The sequence below is a fragment of the Natronosporangium hydrolyticum genome (genome assembly GCF_016925615.1).
Taxonomy (GTDB): domain Bacteria; phylum Actinomycetota; class Actinomycetes; order Mycobacteriales; family Micromonosporaceae; genus Natronosporangium; species Natronosporangium hydrolyticum.
The window spans coordinates 5437026-5451796 of record NZ_CP070499.1 but is presented as its reverse complement, the minus strand read 5'-3'; the positions used below and the strand labels follow the sequence as shown (position 1 = coordinate 5451796).

Below are 14771 nucleotides of genomic sequence, written 5' to 3'. Positions count from 1 at the left end.
GGTGACGGCGATGCCGCCGTTGTGACGCCCGGAGAAAGAGGATGTTGATGTCCCCCATCCCATTACCCCCCGGCGGGGAGCGGCCGGCCCGGCGATGGCGGATCGCCGTGGTGGTGCCGGCGCTCGCCGCGCTGCTCGGCGGATCGGCCGTACCAGCGACTGCCGCCCCGGCACCGGCCGACCCGGTACGCGGGATGGCCGCGCCGCCGTCCGCAGGTGACACCGTCCCGGTGACCCTGCTCACCGGCGATGTGGTGGTGGTGCATCAGGGCCCGGACGGCACCCAGTCGGCGTGGCTCGCCGAGCCGGCGGTTCCGGCGAGCGGGGCGGCGCCGCAGATCTACCAGCAGGACGGCCAGGTCCATGTGATCCCGGCCGAGGTGCAGCCGTACCTGGCCGCGGGCGTGCTCGACGAGCGGCTGTTCAACGTCACCGGGCTGGTGGCGCAGGGGTACGACGACCGGTCCCGGGACGACCTGCCGCTGCTGCTGGCGGCGCCCGATCTGGCGGCGCTTCCGGCGGGGGCGGCGCCCGGCGGTGAGGTCGGGGTGCTGTCGAGCATCGACGCGCTGCCGGTCGAGGTGGACAAATCGGAGATCCGGCAGGTGTGGGAGGCGTTGCGCGGGCCGGAGCCGGCCGCGGCCCAGGATCCGGAGCCGCAGCTCGCAGCGGCCGAACGGGTGTGGCTGAACGGTCAGGTCGAGCCGACGCTCGGCGAGAGCGTGGGCCAGGTCGGTGCCCCGGCCGCGTGGGAGCTCGGGTACGACGGCGCCGGGGTGGCGGTGGCGGTGCTCGACACCGGCTACGATCCGGACCACCCGGACCTGGTGGGCCAGGTCGCGGATTCGGCGAACTTCACGCCCGACGAGGACCCGGCCGGCGTGGTCGGGATCGACCGGCAGGGCCATGGGACGCATGTGGCCGCGACCGTAGCCGGGACCGGTGAGGCCGCCGACGGCGGGCGTCCCGGGGTGGCGCCCGGCGCCGAGCTGCTCATCGGCAAGGTACTCAGCGACGCCGGTGTCGGCTACGACGACTGGGTGATCGCCGGGATGGAGTGGGCGGTCGAGGCCGGAGCGCGGGTGGTCAACCTGAGCCTCGGTTCGTCGTTCCCGAGTGACGGCTCGGACCCGTTGAGCATGGCGGTGGACCGGCTCACCGAAGAGTCGGGGGTGCTGTTCGTGGTGTCGGCCGGCAACATCGGCCCTGCCGAGGGCAGCATCACCGCGCCCGGGGCCGCCGAGCACGCGCTCACCGTGGGCGCCACCGACCATCACGACCAGCCGGCGGACTTCTCCTCGCGGGGGCCGCGCCCCGGCGACTCGGCGATCAAGCCGGAGCTGGTGGCGCCCGGGGTGGATGTCGTCGCCGCCCGCGCCGCGGGCACCAGCTCGGGGCAGCTGATCGACGACTACTACACCGCGATGAGCGGCACCTCGATGGCGGCGCCGCATGCCGCCGGGGCGGCCGCGATCGTGGCCCAACAGCACCCGGACGATACGGCGGCGGAGCTGAAGGCCCGGTTGGTCGCCACCGCCGAACCGCTCGACGAGCGGGTCTCGTTCCAGGGCGGCGGCCGGCTCGACGCCGCCGCGTCGGTCGCGGCGACGGTCGCGGTGAGCGACGCGGCATTGTCGCTGGGCGAGGTCGGGCAGTCGGGCCGGTTCGAGACCCGCACCTTGACCTACCAGAACCACTCCGACCAGCCGATGACGCTGCGGTTGACGCCGCACGTCAACGCGGCCGGCGACCTCAACGACGCCCGGCCGGTGGTGCGGATCCGGCCGGCGGCGCTGGTGATCCCCCCGGGCGGGTCGGCCAGCGCCGACGTGTCGCTGCTGACCCAGGCGACGACGCCGGGCACCTATACCGGCTACATCCTGGCCGAGGACCGGCGGAACCAGTCGGCGCCGGTGCAGACCGTGCTGACCGCCACCCTCCCGCCGCCGATCCATACGGTCACGGTCGAGGGAGTCGACCGGGACGGGGAGCCGGCCGGCTCGGGCTCGGTCGAGGCGTGGAACCTGGAGACCGGGCAGATGTATTACGGCTGGTTCTTCGACGGCCAGACCCAGCTCGAGTTGCCCGCCGGGCGGTACACGTTGGTCTTCTCGGTGCAGTCGCCGGCGGGTGCCTTCCCGCCGAGCAGCGTGGTCTTCGGCGGCGACCCGGAGCTCACGGTGGCGAGGGACCTGACGCTGCGGTATGACGGCCGGGACGCCGAACCTTTCCAGGTGGAGACGCCACGGGAGACGGTGACCGATTCGTTCGACATCTTGTGGCACCGGCAGGTCGGCGACCGGGCCATCGCCACCACGTCCAGTGGTGGACTCACCGGCACCGACCTTTACCTGCTTCCCAGCGATGAGGCCGACACTGGGGTCTTCGAGGCGTCGGTGCTGTGGCAGGAGTCGGAGCCGCTGCTGCGACTCTCCGCGCCCGGCCCGGACGGGGCGCCGATCGAAACGACCCCGGTGTTGGCGACGCAACGGTTGGTCTACGAAGGCCAGGAGTCGCTGCCGGTGGTCTACGCCGGAGAGGGGACGCCGGAGGAGTTCGCGTCGGTGGACGCCGCCGGCAAGGTGGCGCTGGTGACCCGGGCCCGGTCCGGTCATTACATCTCCGACCAGTCGCAGGCTGCGGCCGAGGCCGGGGCGGTGCTGCTGCTGGCGCACAACGACGAGCCGGCGAACTGGTGGGACCCGGACAACACCAGCTTCCTGCCCAGCTACCGGCTCAACCAGGGCGAGGGCATGGCGCTGCGGGAGCAGCTCGCCGCCGACCCGGAGCTGGAGCTGGACCTGCACGGGGTGATCGACCCCGCGTACACCTACGACCTAGCCTTCCACACGGCGGGCCGGTTCCCCGGCGGGGAGCGGCAGGTGGTCGACGAGGCGGAGCTGGCGACGGTCGAGTCGGCGTTCCACGCCGACTCGGCGGAGACCGGCCGGATGGAGTCATGGGTGGCGCTGCTGGGTAGCTCCGAGTTCGGGCTGCGTATGGGGCGGACCCGCAACGCGCCGGGTCACCGGACCGAGTTCATCAGCACCGAGCAGGTGCGGTGGCAGCGGTTCGGTCAGCCGCATCATGAGTTCCCCGGGATGTATTGGATCTGGACCGGCGTCGAGCGCTACCACCCCGGCGAGGTCTACCAGCAGCAGTGGTGGGGGGCGTTGACCCGGCCCGGTGTGCCAGAGTTGCCCGGTTACGAGGCGATCGGGTTGCCGGCCGCCCGGTTCCACGACGCGCTGCGGTTCAACATCCCCACCTACCTCTACGACAACGGCCGGATGTACGGGTATCCATACCACCAGCTCGGCGACGAGGTGGTGATGCGGGTGTACCGGGACGGTGAGCTGGTCGGCGAGGGTGACTGGTCGGATCTGCAGGTGTCGGTGCCGCCGGAGGAGTCATGGTACGAAGTGGAGCTGATAGTCCGCAACGGCGCCGGTAACTGGGCCGGCACCTCGGTGGTCACCGAGTCCAGCTGGGAGTTCAGCTCCGGCCGGCCCGTCGATGGGCGGGAGGTGCTGCCGCTGGTGCAGCTCGACTACCACCTGGAGACCGGGCTGCACAACCAGGTCGAGGCGACCGACGCGTACCCGCTGCGGTTGGTGCCCGGCTACCAGCCGGGGGTGACCGGGCCCGGTGACTTCGAGCTGACCGTGGAAGTGTCCTTCGACGACGGTGCGAGCTGGGCGGCCGCGCCGGTCAGCGAGGTGGACGGCGGGTTCGAGGCGACCGTCCCGGCCGCCCCGGCGGCGGCCGAGTTCGGTTCGGTGCGGGTGGTCGCCACCGACCAGGCCGGAAACCAACTGCGCCAATATATCGAGCGGGGCTGGCGGGTCAATCTGGACTGAATTCGCGACGGGGGTGGTGGGGTCGGCCCGGGGTCTCGGCCGGCCCCACCATCACGTCACCGCTCTACAACACGCTGCCGGAGCCGACCAGCGCCTTCAGGTCGGCCATCAGCGCCGGTGAGACCTGCACCCGGTAACGGGGCAGCTTCAACAGCTCCGGCTGCCGGTTGCCGGTGTACCGCAGCTCCAGCCGGACCTCGGTGTCGCCCTGATGCTGCACCAGGACCTCCCGGAGCCGTTCCACGGCGCCCTCGGTGACCGCGGAGTCCTTCATCCGGATGGTGACCGGCCGGCCACCGGCCGCCGCCACCGCGCTGGTGTCCAGCACCGCCAGGTCGTGCGCCACCACCGAGACACTGCCGCTGTCGCGCCGGTTGACCTTGCCCTTGAGCGCCACCACCAGATCGTCGGCGAGCTGGTCCGAGACCGCGTCGTAGGTGCTGGGGAAGAAGAGCACCTCGATCGCGCCGTCCAGGTCCTCCAGGCTGGCCGAGGCCCACAGCTTGCCCTGCTTGGTCACCCGCCGGTTCAGGCCGACGATCATCCCGGCCAGGGTGACGTGCGCCCCGTCGGGCAGCTCGTCGTCCTCGATCTGGGTGATCGCCTGTTCACAGTTGCGGCGGAGCAGGTGCTCGGCGCCGGCGAGCGGGTGCGAGGAGACGTAGAGGCCCAGCATCTCCCGTTCGAAGTCGAGCAGGGTCTTGCTCTCCCACTCGTGCTCCGGCACCGTCAGCGTCAACCCGGCCGCCGGCTCGTCGGCCTGCACCAGGTCGTCGAAGAGCGAGAACTGCCCCTCCGCCTCCCGGCGTTTGATGTGGTGGGCGTCCTCGACCGCGGCCTCGTGCACCTCGACCAGGCCGCGCCGGGTGTGCCCGAGCGAGTCGAAGGCACCGGCCTTGATCAGCGACTCGATGGTGCGTTTGTTGCACACCACCAGCTCACCCTTGGCGAGGAAGTCGGCGAACGAGGTGAACGCCTCCTTCGCCTTCCGGGTCTCGATGATCGAACGCACCACGTTGGTGCCGACGTTACGGACCGCGTGCAGGCCGAACCGGATGTTGCCGTCGACCGGTTTGAACGGACCCTCTGACTCGTTGACGTCGGGGGGCAGCACCTTCACCCCCATCCGGCGGCATTCGCCGAGATAGAGCGCCATCCGGTCCTTGTCGTCGCTGACCGAGGTGAGCAGCGCCGCCATGTATTCGGCCGGATAGTTGGCCTTCAGGTAGGCGGTCCAGTACGCGATCAGGCCGTACGCGGCCGAGTGGGCCTTGTTGAAGGCGTAGTCGGCGAAGGGCAGCAGGATGTCCCACAGGGTCTGGATCGACTCGTCGGAGAAGCCGCGTTCCCGCATCCCGTCCCGGAAGAAGACGACCTGCTTGTCGAGCACGTCTTTTTTCTTCTTGCCCATGGCCTTACGCAGGTTGTCGGCTTGCCCCATGGTGTAGCCGGCCAACTTCTGCGCGATCGCCATCACCTGCTCCTGATAGACGATCAGGCCGTGGGTGGGGCCGAGCACCTCCTCCAGCGCCTCGGCGAGGTGCGGGTGGATCGGCACCACTTCCTGCTGGCCGGTCTTGCGCAGCGCGTAGTTGATGTGGCTGTTGGCGCCCATCGGGCCGGGCCGGTAGAGCGCGATGGCGGCCGAGATGTCCTCGAAGTTGTCCGGCCGCATCATCTTCAGCAGTGACCGCATCGGGCCGCCGTCGAGCTGGAAGACCCCGAGCGTCTCCCCGCGGCCGAGTAGCTCGTAGGTGGGGCGGTCGTCGAGGCCCAGCGAATCCAGGTCGATCCTGCGGCCGGTGCTGCGTTCGACGTTACGCAGACCTTCGGCGAGGATGGTCAGGTTACGCAGCCCCAGGAAGTCCATCTTGATGAGTCCGAGCGACTCACAGGTGGGGTAGTCGAACTGGGTGATGATGGCGCCGTCGTCTTCCCGCTTCATCAGCGGGATGTGTTCGATCAGCGGCTCCGCGGACATGATGACCCCGGCGGCGTGCACCCCGGTCTGCCGGACCAGCCCCTCCAGGCCGCGGGCGATGTCGAAGACCTTGGCGACGTCGGGCTCGGAGTCGACCAGCGCCCGGACCTCGGTCGCCTCGTGGTAACGGGGGTGGCCGGAGTCGGTGACCGCCGAGAGCGGGATGTCTTTACCCATCACCGCCGGCGGCATCGCCTTGGTGATCCGGTCGCCGAGCGCGTACGGGTAGCCGAGCACCCGGGAGGCGTCCTTGATCGCGGCCTTCGCCTTGATCGTGCCGTAGGTGGCGATCTGGGCCACCCGGTCGTCGCCGTACTTCTCGGTGACGTAGCGGATCACCGCGGCCCGCCCACGCTCGTCGAAGTCGACATCGATGTCGGGGCGCTCGACCCGCTCCGGGTTGATGAACCGCTCGAAGATCAGACCGTGGGTGAGCGGGTCCAGGTCGGTGATGCCCAGCGCGTAGGCGACGATGCTGCCGGCGGCGGAGCCGCGGCCGGGGCCGACCGAGATGTCGTTCTCCCGCGACCACCGGATGAAGTCGGCCACCACCAGGAAGTAGGCGGGGAACCCCATCGAGCTGATGACCTCGACCTCGTACTGGCACTGGGCCCGCCGGTCCTCCGGGATGCCGCCGGGGTAACGGCGGGCCATCCCCGCCCAGACCTCCTTGGTGAACAGGCTCTCCTCGGTCTCACCCTCCGGGGTGGGGAACCGGGGCATCAGGTCGTGGTAGGCGAACATCCCCTCGGTCTCGACCCGCTCGGCGATCACCAGGGTGTTGCGGCACCCCTCCAGCCAGGCGTCGGAGCCGTCGACGCCGTACATCTCGGCGGGCGACTTCAGGTAGTAGCCGGAGCCGCCGAAGCGCATCCGTTTGGTGTCGGTGATCCGGGCGTTGGTCTGCACGCAGAGCAGCGCGTCGTGGGCGCTGGCCTGGTCTTCCTGGGTGTAGTGGGAGTCGTTGGTGACCACCGGCGGGATGCCGAGCTTGCGGGAGATGTCGAGCAACCCGGAGCGGACCCGGGTCTCGATATCCAGGCCGTGGTCCATCAGCTCCAGGAAGTAGTTTTCCTTGCCGAAGATGTCCTGGTAGCGGGCGGCGGCGGCGAGGGCCTCCTCCTCCTGGCCCAGCCGCAGCCGGGTCTGCACCTCCCCGGAGGGGCAGCCGGTGGTCGCCACCAGCCCACCCGCGTACTCGGAGAGCAGTTCGGCGTCCATCCGCGGCTTGCCGTACTGGCCCTCCAGCGACGCCCGGGAGGTCAGCGCGAAGAGGTTGTGCAGGCCGGTTTTGTTCGTCGCCCACAGGGTGGCGTGGGTGTAACGGCCACCGCCGGAGACGTCGTCGTCCTTCTGCTCCGGCCGCCCCCAACGCACCGGCTTCTTGTGGAACCGGGAGTCCGGGGCGAGGTACGCCTCAATGCCGATCACCGGGGTGACCCCGGCGGCGGTGGCGGCTTTGTAGAAGGCGTTGGCCCCGTGCATGTTGCCGTGGTCGGTGATCGCCACCGCCGGCATCCCCAGCCGCTGCACCTCGGTCATCATGTCGTTGATCCGCGCCGCACCGTCGAGGATCGAGAACTCGGTGTGTACGTGCAGGTGCACAAACTGGTTGGACAAGCCGGTACCTCCTCAACCAGGCATACAACCCAGATGGAGGCCAGAACCGTCACACCCGGCGTCGCCTGGTCCGCAATCCGCCAAGGTCAGCCCATAGCGTACGCACTCCCGCCCAGCCGCTTGCGCAGACCGGCCGAGGTCGGCTGCCGAATCTGTCGAACCCGTCACCGGTCACCCGTCACCGGTCACCCGTCACCGGTCACCCGTCACCGGTCACCCGTCACCGGTCGTCGGCGTCGGCGAGTAGCGGGTCCAGCCGTACCGTGGGATTCTCCCGAGCGATCATGTCCAGCCGCCACCGGTTCGGGAAGAGCGCCAGCAGCGCCCCGTCGCGTACCCGGGTGAGCACCTCGATGCCGCGGACCCGGCTCAGCGCCTCCTGCCCAGCCGGATCGGTACGGCGGACATACTGGTAAGGTAGATGGTCCACAGTGGTGGGTACGCCGAACTCGGCCGCCAACCGGTGGGTGGCGACCTCGAACTGCATTGGACCGACCGCGGCGAGCACCGGGGCGGCGTCGCCCCGAGCCTCCGATCGCAGCACCTGCACGATGCCCTCGGCGTCCAGCTGGGCTACGCCCCGCCGGAACCGCTTGAACTTCGAGGTGTCGCTGGTCTGGATCGTCGCGAAATGCTCCGGCGCGAACGACGGCAGCGGCGGGAACTCCACCGGCCGATCACTGTAGAGGGTGTCGCCGATGCCCAGCGCGGTGGCGTTGACCAGCCCCACCACGTCACCCGGGTAGGCGTAGTCGGCGGTGTCGCGTTCCCGGCCGAACAGCTGCTGGGCGTACTTGGTGGCGAATGGCCGGCCGGTCGCGCCGTTCGTGACCTGCGCACCCCGCTCGAAGCGCCCCGAGCAGACCCGGACGAACGCGACCTGGTCGCGGTGAGCCGGGTCCATGTTCGCCTGGATCTTGAAGACGAATCCGGCGAACGGCGCCGCCACCGGCCGCGGCTCACCGGCGACGTCCGGGCGGGGGCCGGGCGCCGGCGCGAGCTCCACCAGCGTGTCCAGCAGTTGGCGTACCCCGAGGTTGGCGACGGCGGCGCCGAAGAGCACCGGGGTGGTTGTCGCGGCGGTGAAGGTGGCCTGATCATGGTCGGCGTCGCTGAGGTCGAGCAGTTCCAGCTCCTCGACGGCGCGTTGCCAGTCCTCGCCGAACCGGCGGGCGGCCTCGTCGGTGGTCAGCTCCTGCTCGGTGGCGGCGGTGGCGCCGCCCGGTGCCCGTTCAAAGTGGATGGCTGTGCCGGTGCGTCGGTCGACCACCCCGTGGAACTGCCCGGCGAGGCCGATCGGCCAGGTCAACGGTGTCGGCCGCAGCCCGATCCGGGTCTCGATCTCGTCCAGCAGCGCCAGCGGCTCCAGGCCGGGCCGATCCCACTTGTTGATGAAGGTGACGACCGGGATCCGCCGATGCCGGCATACCTCAAACAGCTTGAGAGTCTGCGGCTCCAGCCCTTTGGCGGCGTCGAGGAGCATGACCGCGCAGTCCACCGCGGTGAGCACCCGGTAGGTGTCCTCGGAGAAGTCGGCGTGACCCGGGGTGTCGAGCAGGTTGACCACCACGTCGCGGTACGCGAACTGCAGCGCGGCCGAGGTGATGGAGATGCCGCGGGTCTGCTCCATCGCCATCCAGTCGGACACCACCCCGCGGCGTCCGCCCTTGCCGTGGACCGCGCCGGCCTGCCCGATCACCCGGGCGTGCAGCGCCAGCGCCTCGGTGATCGTGGACTTGCCGGCGTCCGGGTGGCTGATCACCGCGAAGGTACGCCGCCGGGCCGCCTCTGCCTGGATGTTCGCCTGGCCCGGAGCCGTCACCGATTGCACCTGCGCTTCCCCCCACCGCCCACTCGGCCGATCATGGACATAGGTGCCGGATCGGCCGCTGACTCTGTCCCTAGCCCCATGATCGCGCGGGTGGGGTGGTGGGGGTGGAGCGGGGCTAGGTGGTGGGCGCTGAGGTGGCCTACGATGCGCGAATGGTGGTAGATAAGGGCCGCCTGCCATGGTGAGTGCCCGTTTCGAAGAGCTGGACTGGCGGCAGACCCCGATCGGTGAGATCAGCCTCCGGCGCCGGTGGGATCCCACCTGTGCCCGAGAGGTCCACGAGATCAAGCTCGACGACGAGTTCCTGATGTCCAGCCTGTTCACCCAGGCGGAGGTGGAACTCGCCCGGCTGGCCCTGGCCCGGATCCGCGGCGACGGTCCCTGGGATGTCGTCGTCGGCGGTCTCGGGCTCGGATGCACCGCCGCGACGGTGCTGGCCGAGCCGAAGGTCGGCACCTTGCTGGTGGTCGAGGCCCTGGAAGCGGTGATCGACTGGCACACGTGGCGGCTGTTGCCGACTGGTGAGCAGTTGGTCACCGACCGCCGTTGCCGGCTGGTGCAGGGCGACTTCTTTGCCATGGCCGCCGCCGATGGTTTCGACCCGAAACGCCCCCGGCGGCAGTTCGACGCCATCCTGGTAGACATCGACCACTCGCCGGATCATCTGCTGCACCCGGGCCACGGCGACTTCTATCGGCCGGCCGGGCTGCGTCGACTCGCCGCCCACCTGCGGCCAGCCGGGGTGTTCGCGCTGTGGTCCGACGACCCGCCGGAGCCCAGGTTCACCGCTGCGCTCTCCGACCTGTTCACAACCGTCGAGGCGGAGACTGTGCGCTTCCGCAACCCGTTCCTTGAGCAGGAGTCGGCCAATACCGTCTACGTGGCGGTCGACCCCCGCTGAGCTGGGCCGGGTTGTCCCATGCCGTCCCTACACTGACTGGCATGGCTGAGCAACTGCCGGAACTGATCGTCGTTGACGCCGCCGCGTGGCGCGAGTGGCTGGCGGCACACCATGACCGTGCCCCCGGCGTGTGGTTGGTGCTGGCAAAGGGGGGAGCTACCGACCCCACCAGTCTCACCTACGAGGAGGCGGTAAACGAGGCGCTGTGCTTCGGTTGGATCGACGGCCAGGCGCGGCGCCGGGATGAGACCACCAGCAGTCTGCGGTTCACCCCTCGCCGGGCCCGCAGCATCTGGTCGAAGAAGAACGTCGAACGGGTGGCCCGGTTGACCGAGGCGGGCCGGCTGCACCCGGCCGGGCTCGCCGAGGTGGAGCGGGCGAAGGCGGACGGCCGTTGGGAAGCGGCCTATGCCGGCCCGGCCACCATCGAGGTGCCGGCCGACCTGACCTCGGCGCTGGCGGCGCAGCCGGCGGCGCAGGCGATGTTCGAGATCCTCACCAGCCAGAACCGGTTCGCGATCCTGCACCGGATTCATAGCGCCAAGCGGCCCGAGACCCGGGCCCGTCGGATCGCGCAGTTTGTCGAAATGCTCGGCCGAGGTGAGACGATATATCCGCAGCGCCGTCAGGCCGGGCAGTAGCGCGCGGTTCAGCCGGGCGAGGCGGCCCGGTCGAGGCGGTCGCCGAGCGCCTGGGCGAGGACGCGGTGCACGTAGTCGGGGTCGGCGGGTGCGTTGTCGAGCAGGATGGCCGTGCACAGCCCATCGGCGGCGGCGACCAGCGCGGCGATCGCCGCGGGATCGTCGGTGAGGGTGGCGGCGAGGTCGGCGACGTTCTCCCGCCACCGACGGGCCAACGATTGCAGGGCGGGTCGCCGAGCGGCCATGGTGGCCAACTCCCGCTCGGCCAGCGCTCGCTCCCGACCGGCGCCAGCCGACTCTCCGATCAGCTGGGCCAGCCCGCGCAGCTTGTCGCCGGGGTCGTCGATGATGTGGCGGATCCGGGCGGTGTACCCGTCGGCGACGCTGGCCAGCGCCGCGACCAGCAGATCGTCGAGGGTGGCGAAGTAGTAGGTGGTCAGGCTGGTCGTAATGCCCGCCTGTCGGGCGACGGTGCGGTGGGTGACCCCGGCGGCACCGTCGCGGGTGACGACGGCGAGGGTAGCTTCGATGATCTCGGCCCGGCGCTTCTGCCCCCGGGCGCGACGACCGTCGACGGGTTCGCTCTCGGCGTGGTGCATGCTCCCTCCTGGGCTTCCAGGATAGTCGAGCGGCTCACCGCTGGGCCGGCTCGATCTCCTGGTCCGCGCCGAGCGGCCGCACCTGCCGCAGCGCCGACAGGCAGAGCAGCGTGGTGATCAGGATGGCCGCCCCGGCGACGGCGGAGGCGATGTTCACACCGGCGAGGAAGGCCTCCTGGGCGGCGGGGACGGTCTGTGGGGGCAGTTGGTCGGCGGCTGAGAGGGCGCCGGAGAGGCTGCCGGTGACCCGGTCGGCGACCTCAGGGGAGACGCCGGCGGGGGCGACCATGCGGGCGGTGTAAAGGGCGGTGGCGAGACTGCCGAGCAGCGCGACGCCGACGGCGACGCCCAGTTCCTGCACCGTCTCGGACATCGCCGCGGCGGAGCCGGACTGGGACGCGGGCGCGGCACCGACGACCATGTCGGTGCCGAGCGCCGCGATCGCCCCGAGGCCTAGATAGATCAGCGCGAAACCAGCCACCACCCGGGGCGCGTCGCCGGTGTCCGCGGTGGCCAGCGCCGCGTATCCGAGCAGCGACAGCCCCAGCGTGCCCGCCATGACCAGACCTGGACGCACCCGGCGGGCGAGCAACGGCGCGCCGATGGCGGCGACGAGCATCGCCAGTGCGGGTGGGCCCATCCACAGACCGGCCACGAACGGCGTGAGCCCTTCAACGAGCTGGAGGTACTGGGTTACCAGGTACATGGTTCCGCCCACCCCGACCAGCCCGATCAACAGCACGGCCAGCGCCGCGGAGAAGGCCCGGTTGCGGAACAACCTGACCTCTAGCAGCGGCGAGGGGAGGCGTCGCTGCCGGCGCACGAACACCACCCCGGCGGCGATGCCGGTGGCGAGCAGCACGACGGCGCTGACGGTCGCCCCGTGGGCGGCCGTGTGCTTGATGGCGTAGACCACCGACAGGATCGCCGCGAGCGAGAGGGCGACGCTGGCCAGGTCCAACCGCCCCGCTCGGGGGTCCGCGTACTCCGGCAGCAGGGTCCGCGAACCGGCCAGTACGACCACGGCGATCGGTACGGCGATCAGGAACGCCGCCCCCCACCAGAAGGTGTCGACCAGCGCACCACCGACGACCGGCCCGGCGGCCATGCCGAGCGCGAACATGGTGGCCCACACCCCGATCGCCACCGCCCGCTGGCGTACGTCGGCGAACATGTTCGAGATCAGGGACAGCGTCGAGGGCATCAGCGTCGCCCCCGCCACACCCAGCAGGGCGCGATAGAGAATCAGCAGTTCGGCGCTGGGGGCGAAGGCGGCGAGGACGGAGACGACGGCGAAGGCGGCCATTCCGATCGACAGCAGTCGGCGGCGGCCGATCCGGTCGCCCAGGGTGCCCATGGTGATGAGGAATCCGGCGATGAGGAAGCCGTAGGCATCCATGATCCACAGGGTCTGGGTAGCCGACGGGTCCAGCGCCGCCGCCAGATTTGGCAGCACCAGGTAGAGCACGGTTACATCCAGGCCGAGGAGCATCGTCGGCAGCGCCAACAACCCCAGGCCTGCCCACTCTCGCGCTCCCGCGCGCGCCACCTGGACATCCGACACAGCAGCTCTCCCCCCATCAGGCAGTTACTTGGACTATCGTACAACTAGTACAGGGGTTCGAGCGGTCAGCGGCGCGGCAACCGTCACCGGGTTGGCAGGGTGGGAGCTGGTGAGTCTCCGCCGGCGTGGGATCCGGTTCACCTCCGGTGGGCGCTAGCGAATGAGCGCCAGGGCGGCGTCGGTCATGCCGGCCGGGGCGGTGGCCGGGGAGCCGGCGCCGAAAGGTGGCTGCGGGTCGTACTCGATCGCCAGCTGTACCGCCTGGGCGATGGTGGGGTCGTGAAGCTCGGCCAGGAGGGCGAGCGCCATGTCGATACCGGCGGAGACCCCGGCGGCGGTGACGATCCGGCCGTCGAAGACCACCCGCTCCTCGACCGGGACGGCGCCGAAATCGGCCAGCCGCTCCCGCCATCCCCAGTGGCTGGTGGCCCGTACCCCTGGCAACAGCCCGGCGGCGGCCAACAGGAAGGAGCCGCTGCATACCGACGTGGTCCACTGGGTGTGCTGGTGTACACCCTGGAGCCAACCGATCAGCTGCTGGTCGGCCAGGGCCTCGATCGTCCCCGGACCACCCGGGACCAGCACCACATCAGGGTGGGACACCTCGGCGTACGTGGCGTTGGCGGTCAGCGACAGCGTGCCCCGGTCGTCGCTGACCGGGACCCGCTCCGCGGCGACGAAGCTCACCTTGCACTCCGGGGCGAACGCCAGCACGGTGTAGGGCCCGACCACATCGAGGGCGGTGAACCGCGGGTAGAGCGGGATGGCGATGTTGCGCATCAATCCTCCTTGGAGCTGAATCGGCGACGGTAGTCACCGGGAGAGATCCGCCAGTGCCGGCGGAAGGTTCGGTAGAGGGTCTCCGGCGCACCGAGACCCGACTCCCGGGCAACCCGATCCAGCGGATGGTTGGTGGTCTCAAGCAGGCGGCGGGCAGCCTCGGCCCGGCTGCGCTCCACGTACCGGCCCGGGGAGACGCCGGTCTGGTCGGTGAAGACCCGGGAGAAGTGACGTTCGCTCAGCTGCACCCGACTCGCCAGGGCGGCCACGCTGAGGTCCGCGGCCGGGTTGCCGTCGATATACGTCTGCAGCTCCCGGAGCGGGTCTTGGCGCGGGACAGCGGCGAGCATGGGAGTGCTGAACTGGCTCTGTCCGCCGGGCCGGTGCAGATACACCACCAGGCCGCGGGCGACGTCACGGGCCAGCTCGTGGCCGTAGTCCTCGGCGACCAGGGCGAGTGCCAGATCTACCCCGGCGGTGACGCCGGCCGAGGTCCACACCCTGCCGTCACGGATGTAGATCGGTTCGGCGTCGACGTCGACCGCCGGATATCTGTCGGCGAGGCCGCCGGCGGCGAGCCAGTGGGTGGTCGCCCGGCGGCCGTCGAGCAGACCGGCCTCGGCGAGCAGCATGGCCCCGTTGCAGACTGAGGCGACGCGGCGGGCGGGACCGGCCAGCCGGTTGATGTGCTCGACGAGGACCCGGTCGGCCAACCTCCTCGGCACCGTGAAGCCGCCGGTCACCAGCAGGGTGTCCACTGGGCCTGGGAGGTCGGGGAGCTGTACCGGAGCCACGATGGTGACCCCGTTGTGCGCCACCACCTCGCCGGCGGTGACCGCGGCGACCTCGACCCGGTAGCCGCTGTCGCCGGCGAGCAGGGTGGCGCCCGCGAACACGTCGGCCGGCCCGGCCAGGTCGAGGAGTTGGAATCCCTCGAAGGCCACGATGACGACGTGTCGTTGCATGGCAGCAATCGTCGCCACCGGTCGACGTT

General features: G+C 70.5%; 9 protein-coding genes. 3 read left to right on the top strand and 6 right to left on the bottom strand.

Translation table 11 applies throughout. From position 1 onward, the window contains the following. Positions 1-47 precede the first annotated feature (47 nt). Complete coding sequence (locus tag JQS43_RS24805; protein WP_239676775.1) at positions 48-3860, top strand: S8 family serine peptidase; 3813 nt, start codon at positions 48-50, stop codon at positions 3858-3860. A 64-nt stretch (positions 3861-3924) separates the two neighbouring features. Here JQS43_RS24805 and dnaE read toward each other — a convergent pair whose 3' ends face one another. Then, complete coding sequence (dnaE, locus tag JQS43_RS24800; protein WP_239676774.1) at positions 3925-7461, bottom strand: DNA polymerase III subunit alpha; 3537 nt, start codon at positions 7459-7461, stop codon at positions 3925-3927. A gap of 220 nt (positions 7462-7681) precedes the next feature. Next, positions 7682-9283 (bottom strand): peptide chain release factor 3, encoded by a 1602-nt coding sequence (locus JQS43_RS24795; RefSeq protein WP_239676773.1) that lies wholly within the window; start codon positions 9281-9283, stop codon positions 7682-7684. A 187-nt stretch (positions 9284-9470) separates the two neighbouring features. Between JQS43_RS24795 and JQS43_RS24790 the strand changes: the two genes are divergently transcribed. Together JQS43_RS24790 and JQS43_RS24785 are read left to right on the top strand one after the other, a co-directional pair. After that, a complete protein-coding gene (locus tag JQS43_RS24790) occupies positions 9471-10193 on the top strand; it encodes a polyamine aminopropyltransferase (protein WP_239676772.1) in 723 nt (240 codons plus the stop codon). Positions 10194-10234: 41 nt separating this feature from the next. Next, a complete protein-coding gene (locus JQS43_RS24785; protein ID WP_239676771.1) occupies positions 10235-10834 on the top strand; it encodes a YdeI/OmpD-associated family protein in 600 nt (199 codons plus the stop codon). Between the two features lie 8 nt (positions 10835-10842). Here JQS43_RS24785 and JQS43_RS24780 read toward each other — a convergent pair whose 3' ends face one another. From JQS43_RS24780 to JQS43_RS24765, 4 genes are all read right to left on the bottom strand, one after another. Next, positions 10843-11433 (bottom strand): TetR/AcrR family transcriptional regulator, encoded by a 591-nt coding sequence (locus tag JQS43_RS24780; protein WP_239676770.1) that lies wholly within the window; start codon positions 11431-11433, stop codon positions 10843-10845. 34 nt (positions 11434-11467) lie between these two features. Next, positions 11468-12997, bottom strand: a complete 1530-nt coding sequence (locus JQS43_RS24775) for an MFS transporter (RefSeq protein WP_239676769.1) — start codon at positions 12995-12997, stop codon at positions 11468-11470. A gap of 153 nt (positions 12998-13150) precedes the next feature. After that, on the bottom strand, positions 13151-13777 hold the full coding sequence (locus tag JQS43_RS24770) for a DJ-1/PfpI family protein (RefSeq protein WP_239676768.1): 627 nt from the start codon (positions 13775-13777) through the stop codon (positions 13151-13153). Then, positions 13777-14742, bottom strand: coding sequence for a GlxA family transcriptional regulator (locus JQS43_RS24765; RefSeq protein ID WP_239676767.1), 966 nt, complete (start codon positions 14740-14742; stop codon positions 13777-13779). The genes JQS43_RS24770 and JQS43_RS24765 overlap by 1 nt, the downstream gene beginning before the upstream one ends. Positions 14743-14771 lie beyond the last annotated feature (29 nt).

Bases quoted from the DNA above. Each gene is read 5' to 3' on its own strand.
- JQS43_RS24785 (WP_239676771.1), top strand. From the start codon at position 10,235: ATGGCTGAGCAACTGCCGGAACTGATCGTCGTTGACGCCGCCGCGTGG.
- JQS43_RS24765 (WP_239676767.1), bottom strand. From the start codon at position 14,742: ATGCAACGACACGTCGTCATCGTGGCCTTCGAGGGATTCCAACTCCTC.
- JQS43_RS24805 (WP_239676775.1), top strand. From the start codon at position 48: ATGTCCCCCATCCCATTACCCCCCGGCGGGGAGCGGCCGGCCCGGCGA.
- JQS43_RS24780 (WP_239676770.1), bottom strand. From the start codon at position 11,433: ATGCACCACGCCGAGAGCGAACCCGTCGACGGTCGTCGCGCCCGGGGG.
- JQS43_RS24770 (WP_239676768.1), bottom strand. From the start codon at position 13,777: ATGCGCAACATCGCCATCCCGCTCTACCCGCGGTTCACCGCCCTCGAT.
- JQS43_RS24790 (WP_239676772.1), top strand. From the start codon at position 9,471: ATGGTGAGTGCCCGTTTCGAAGAGCTGGACTGGCGGCAGACCCCGATC.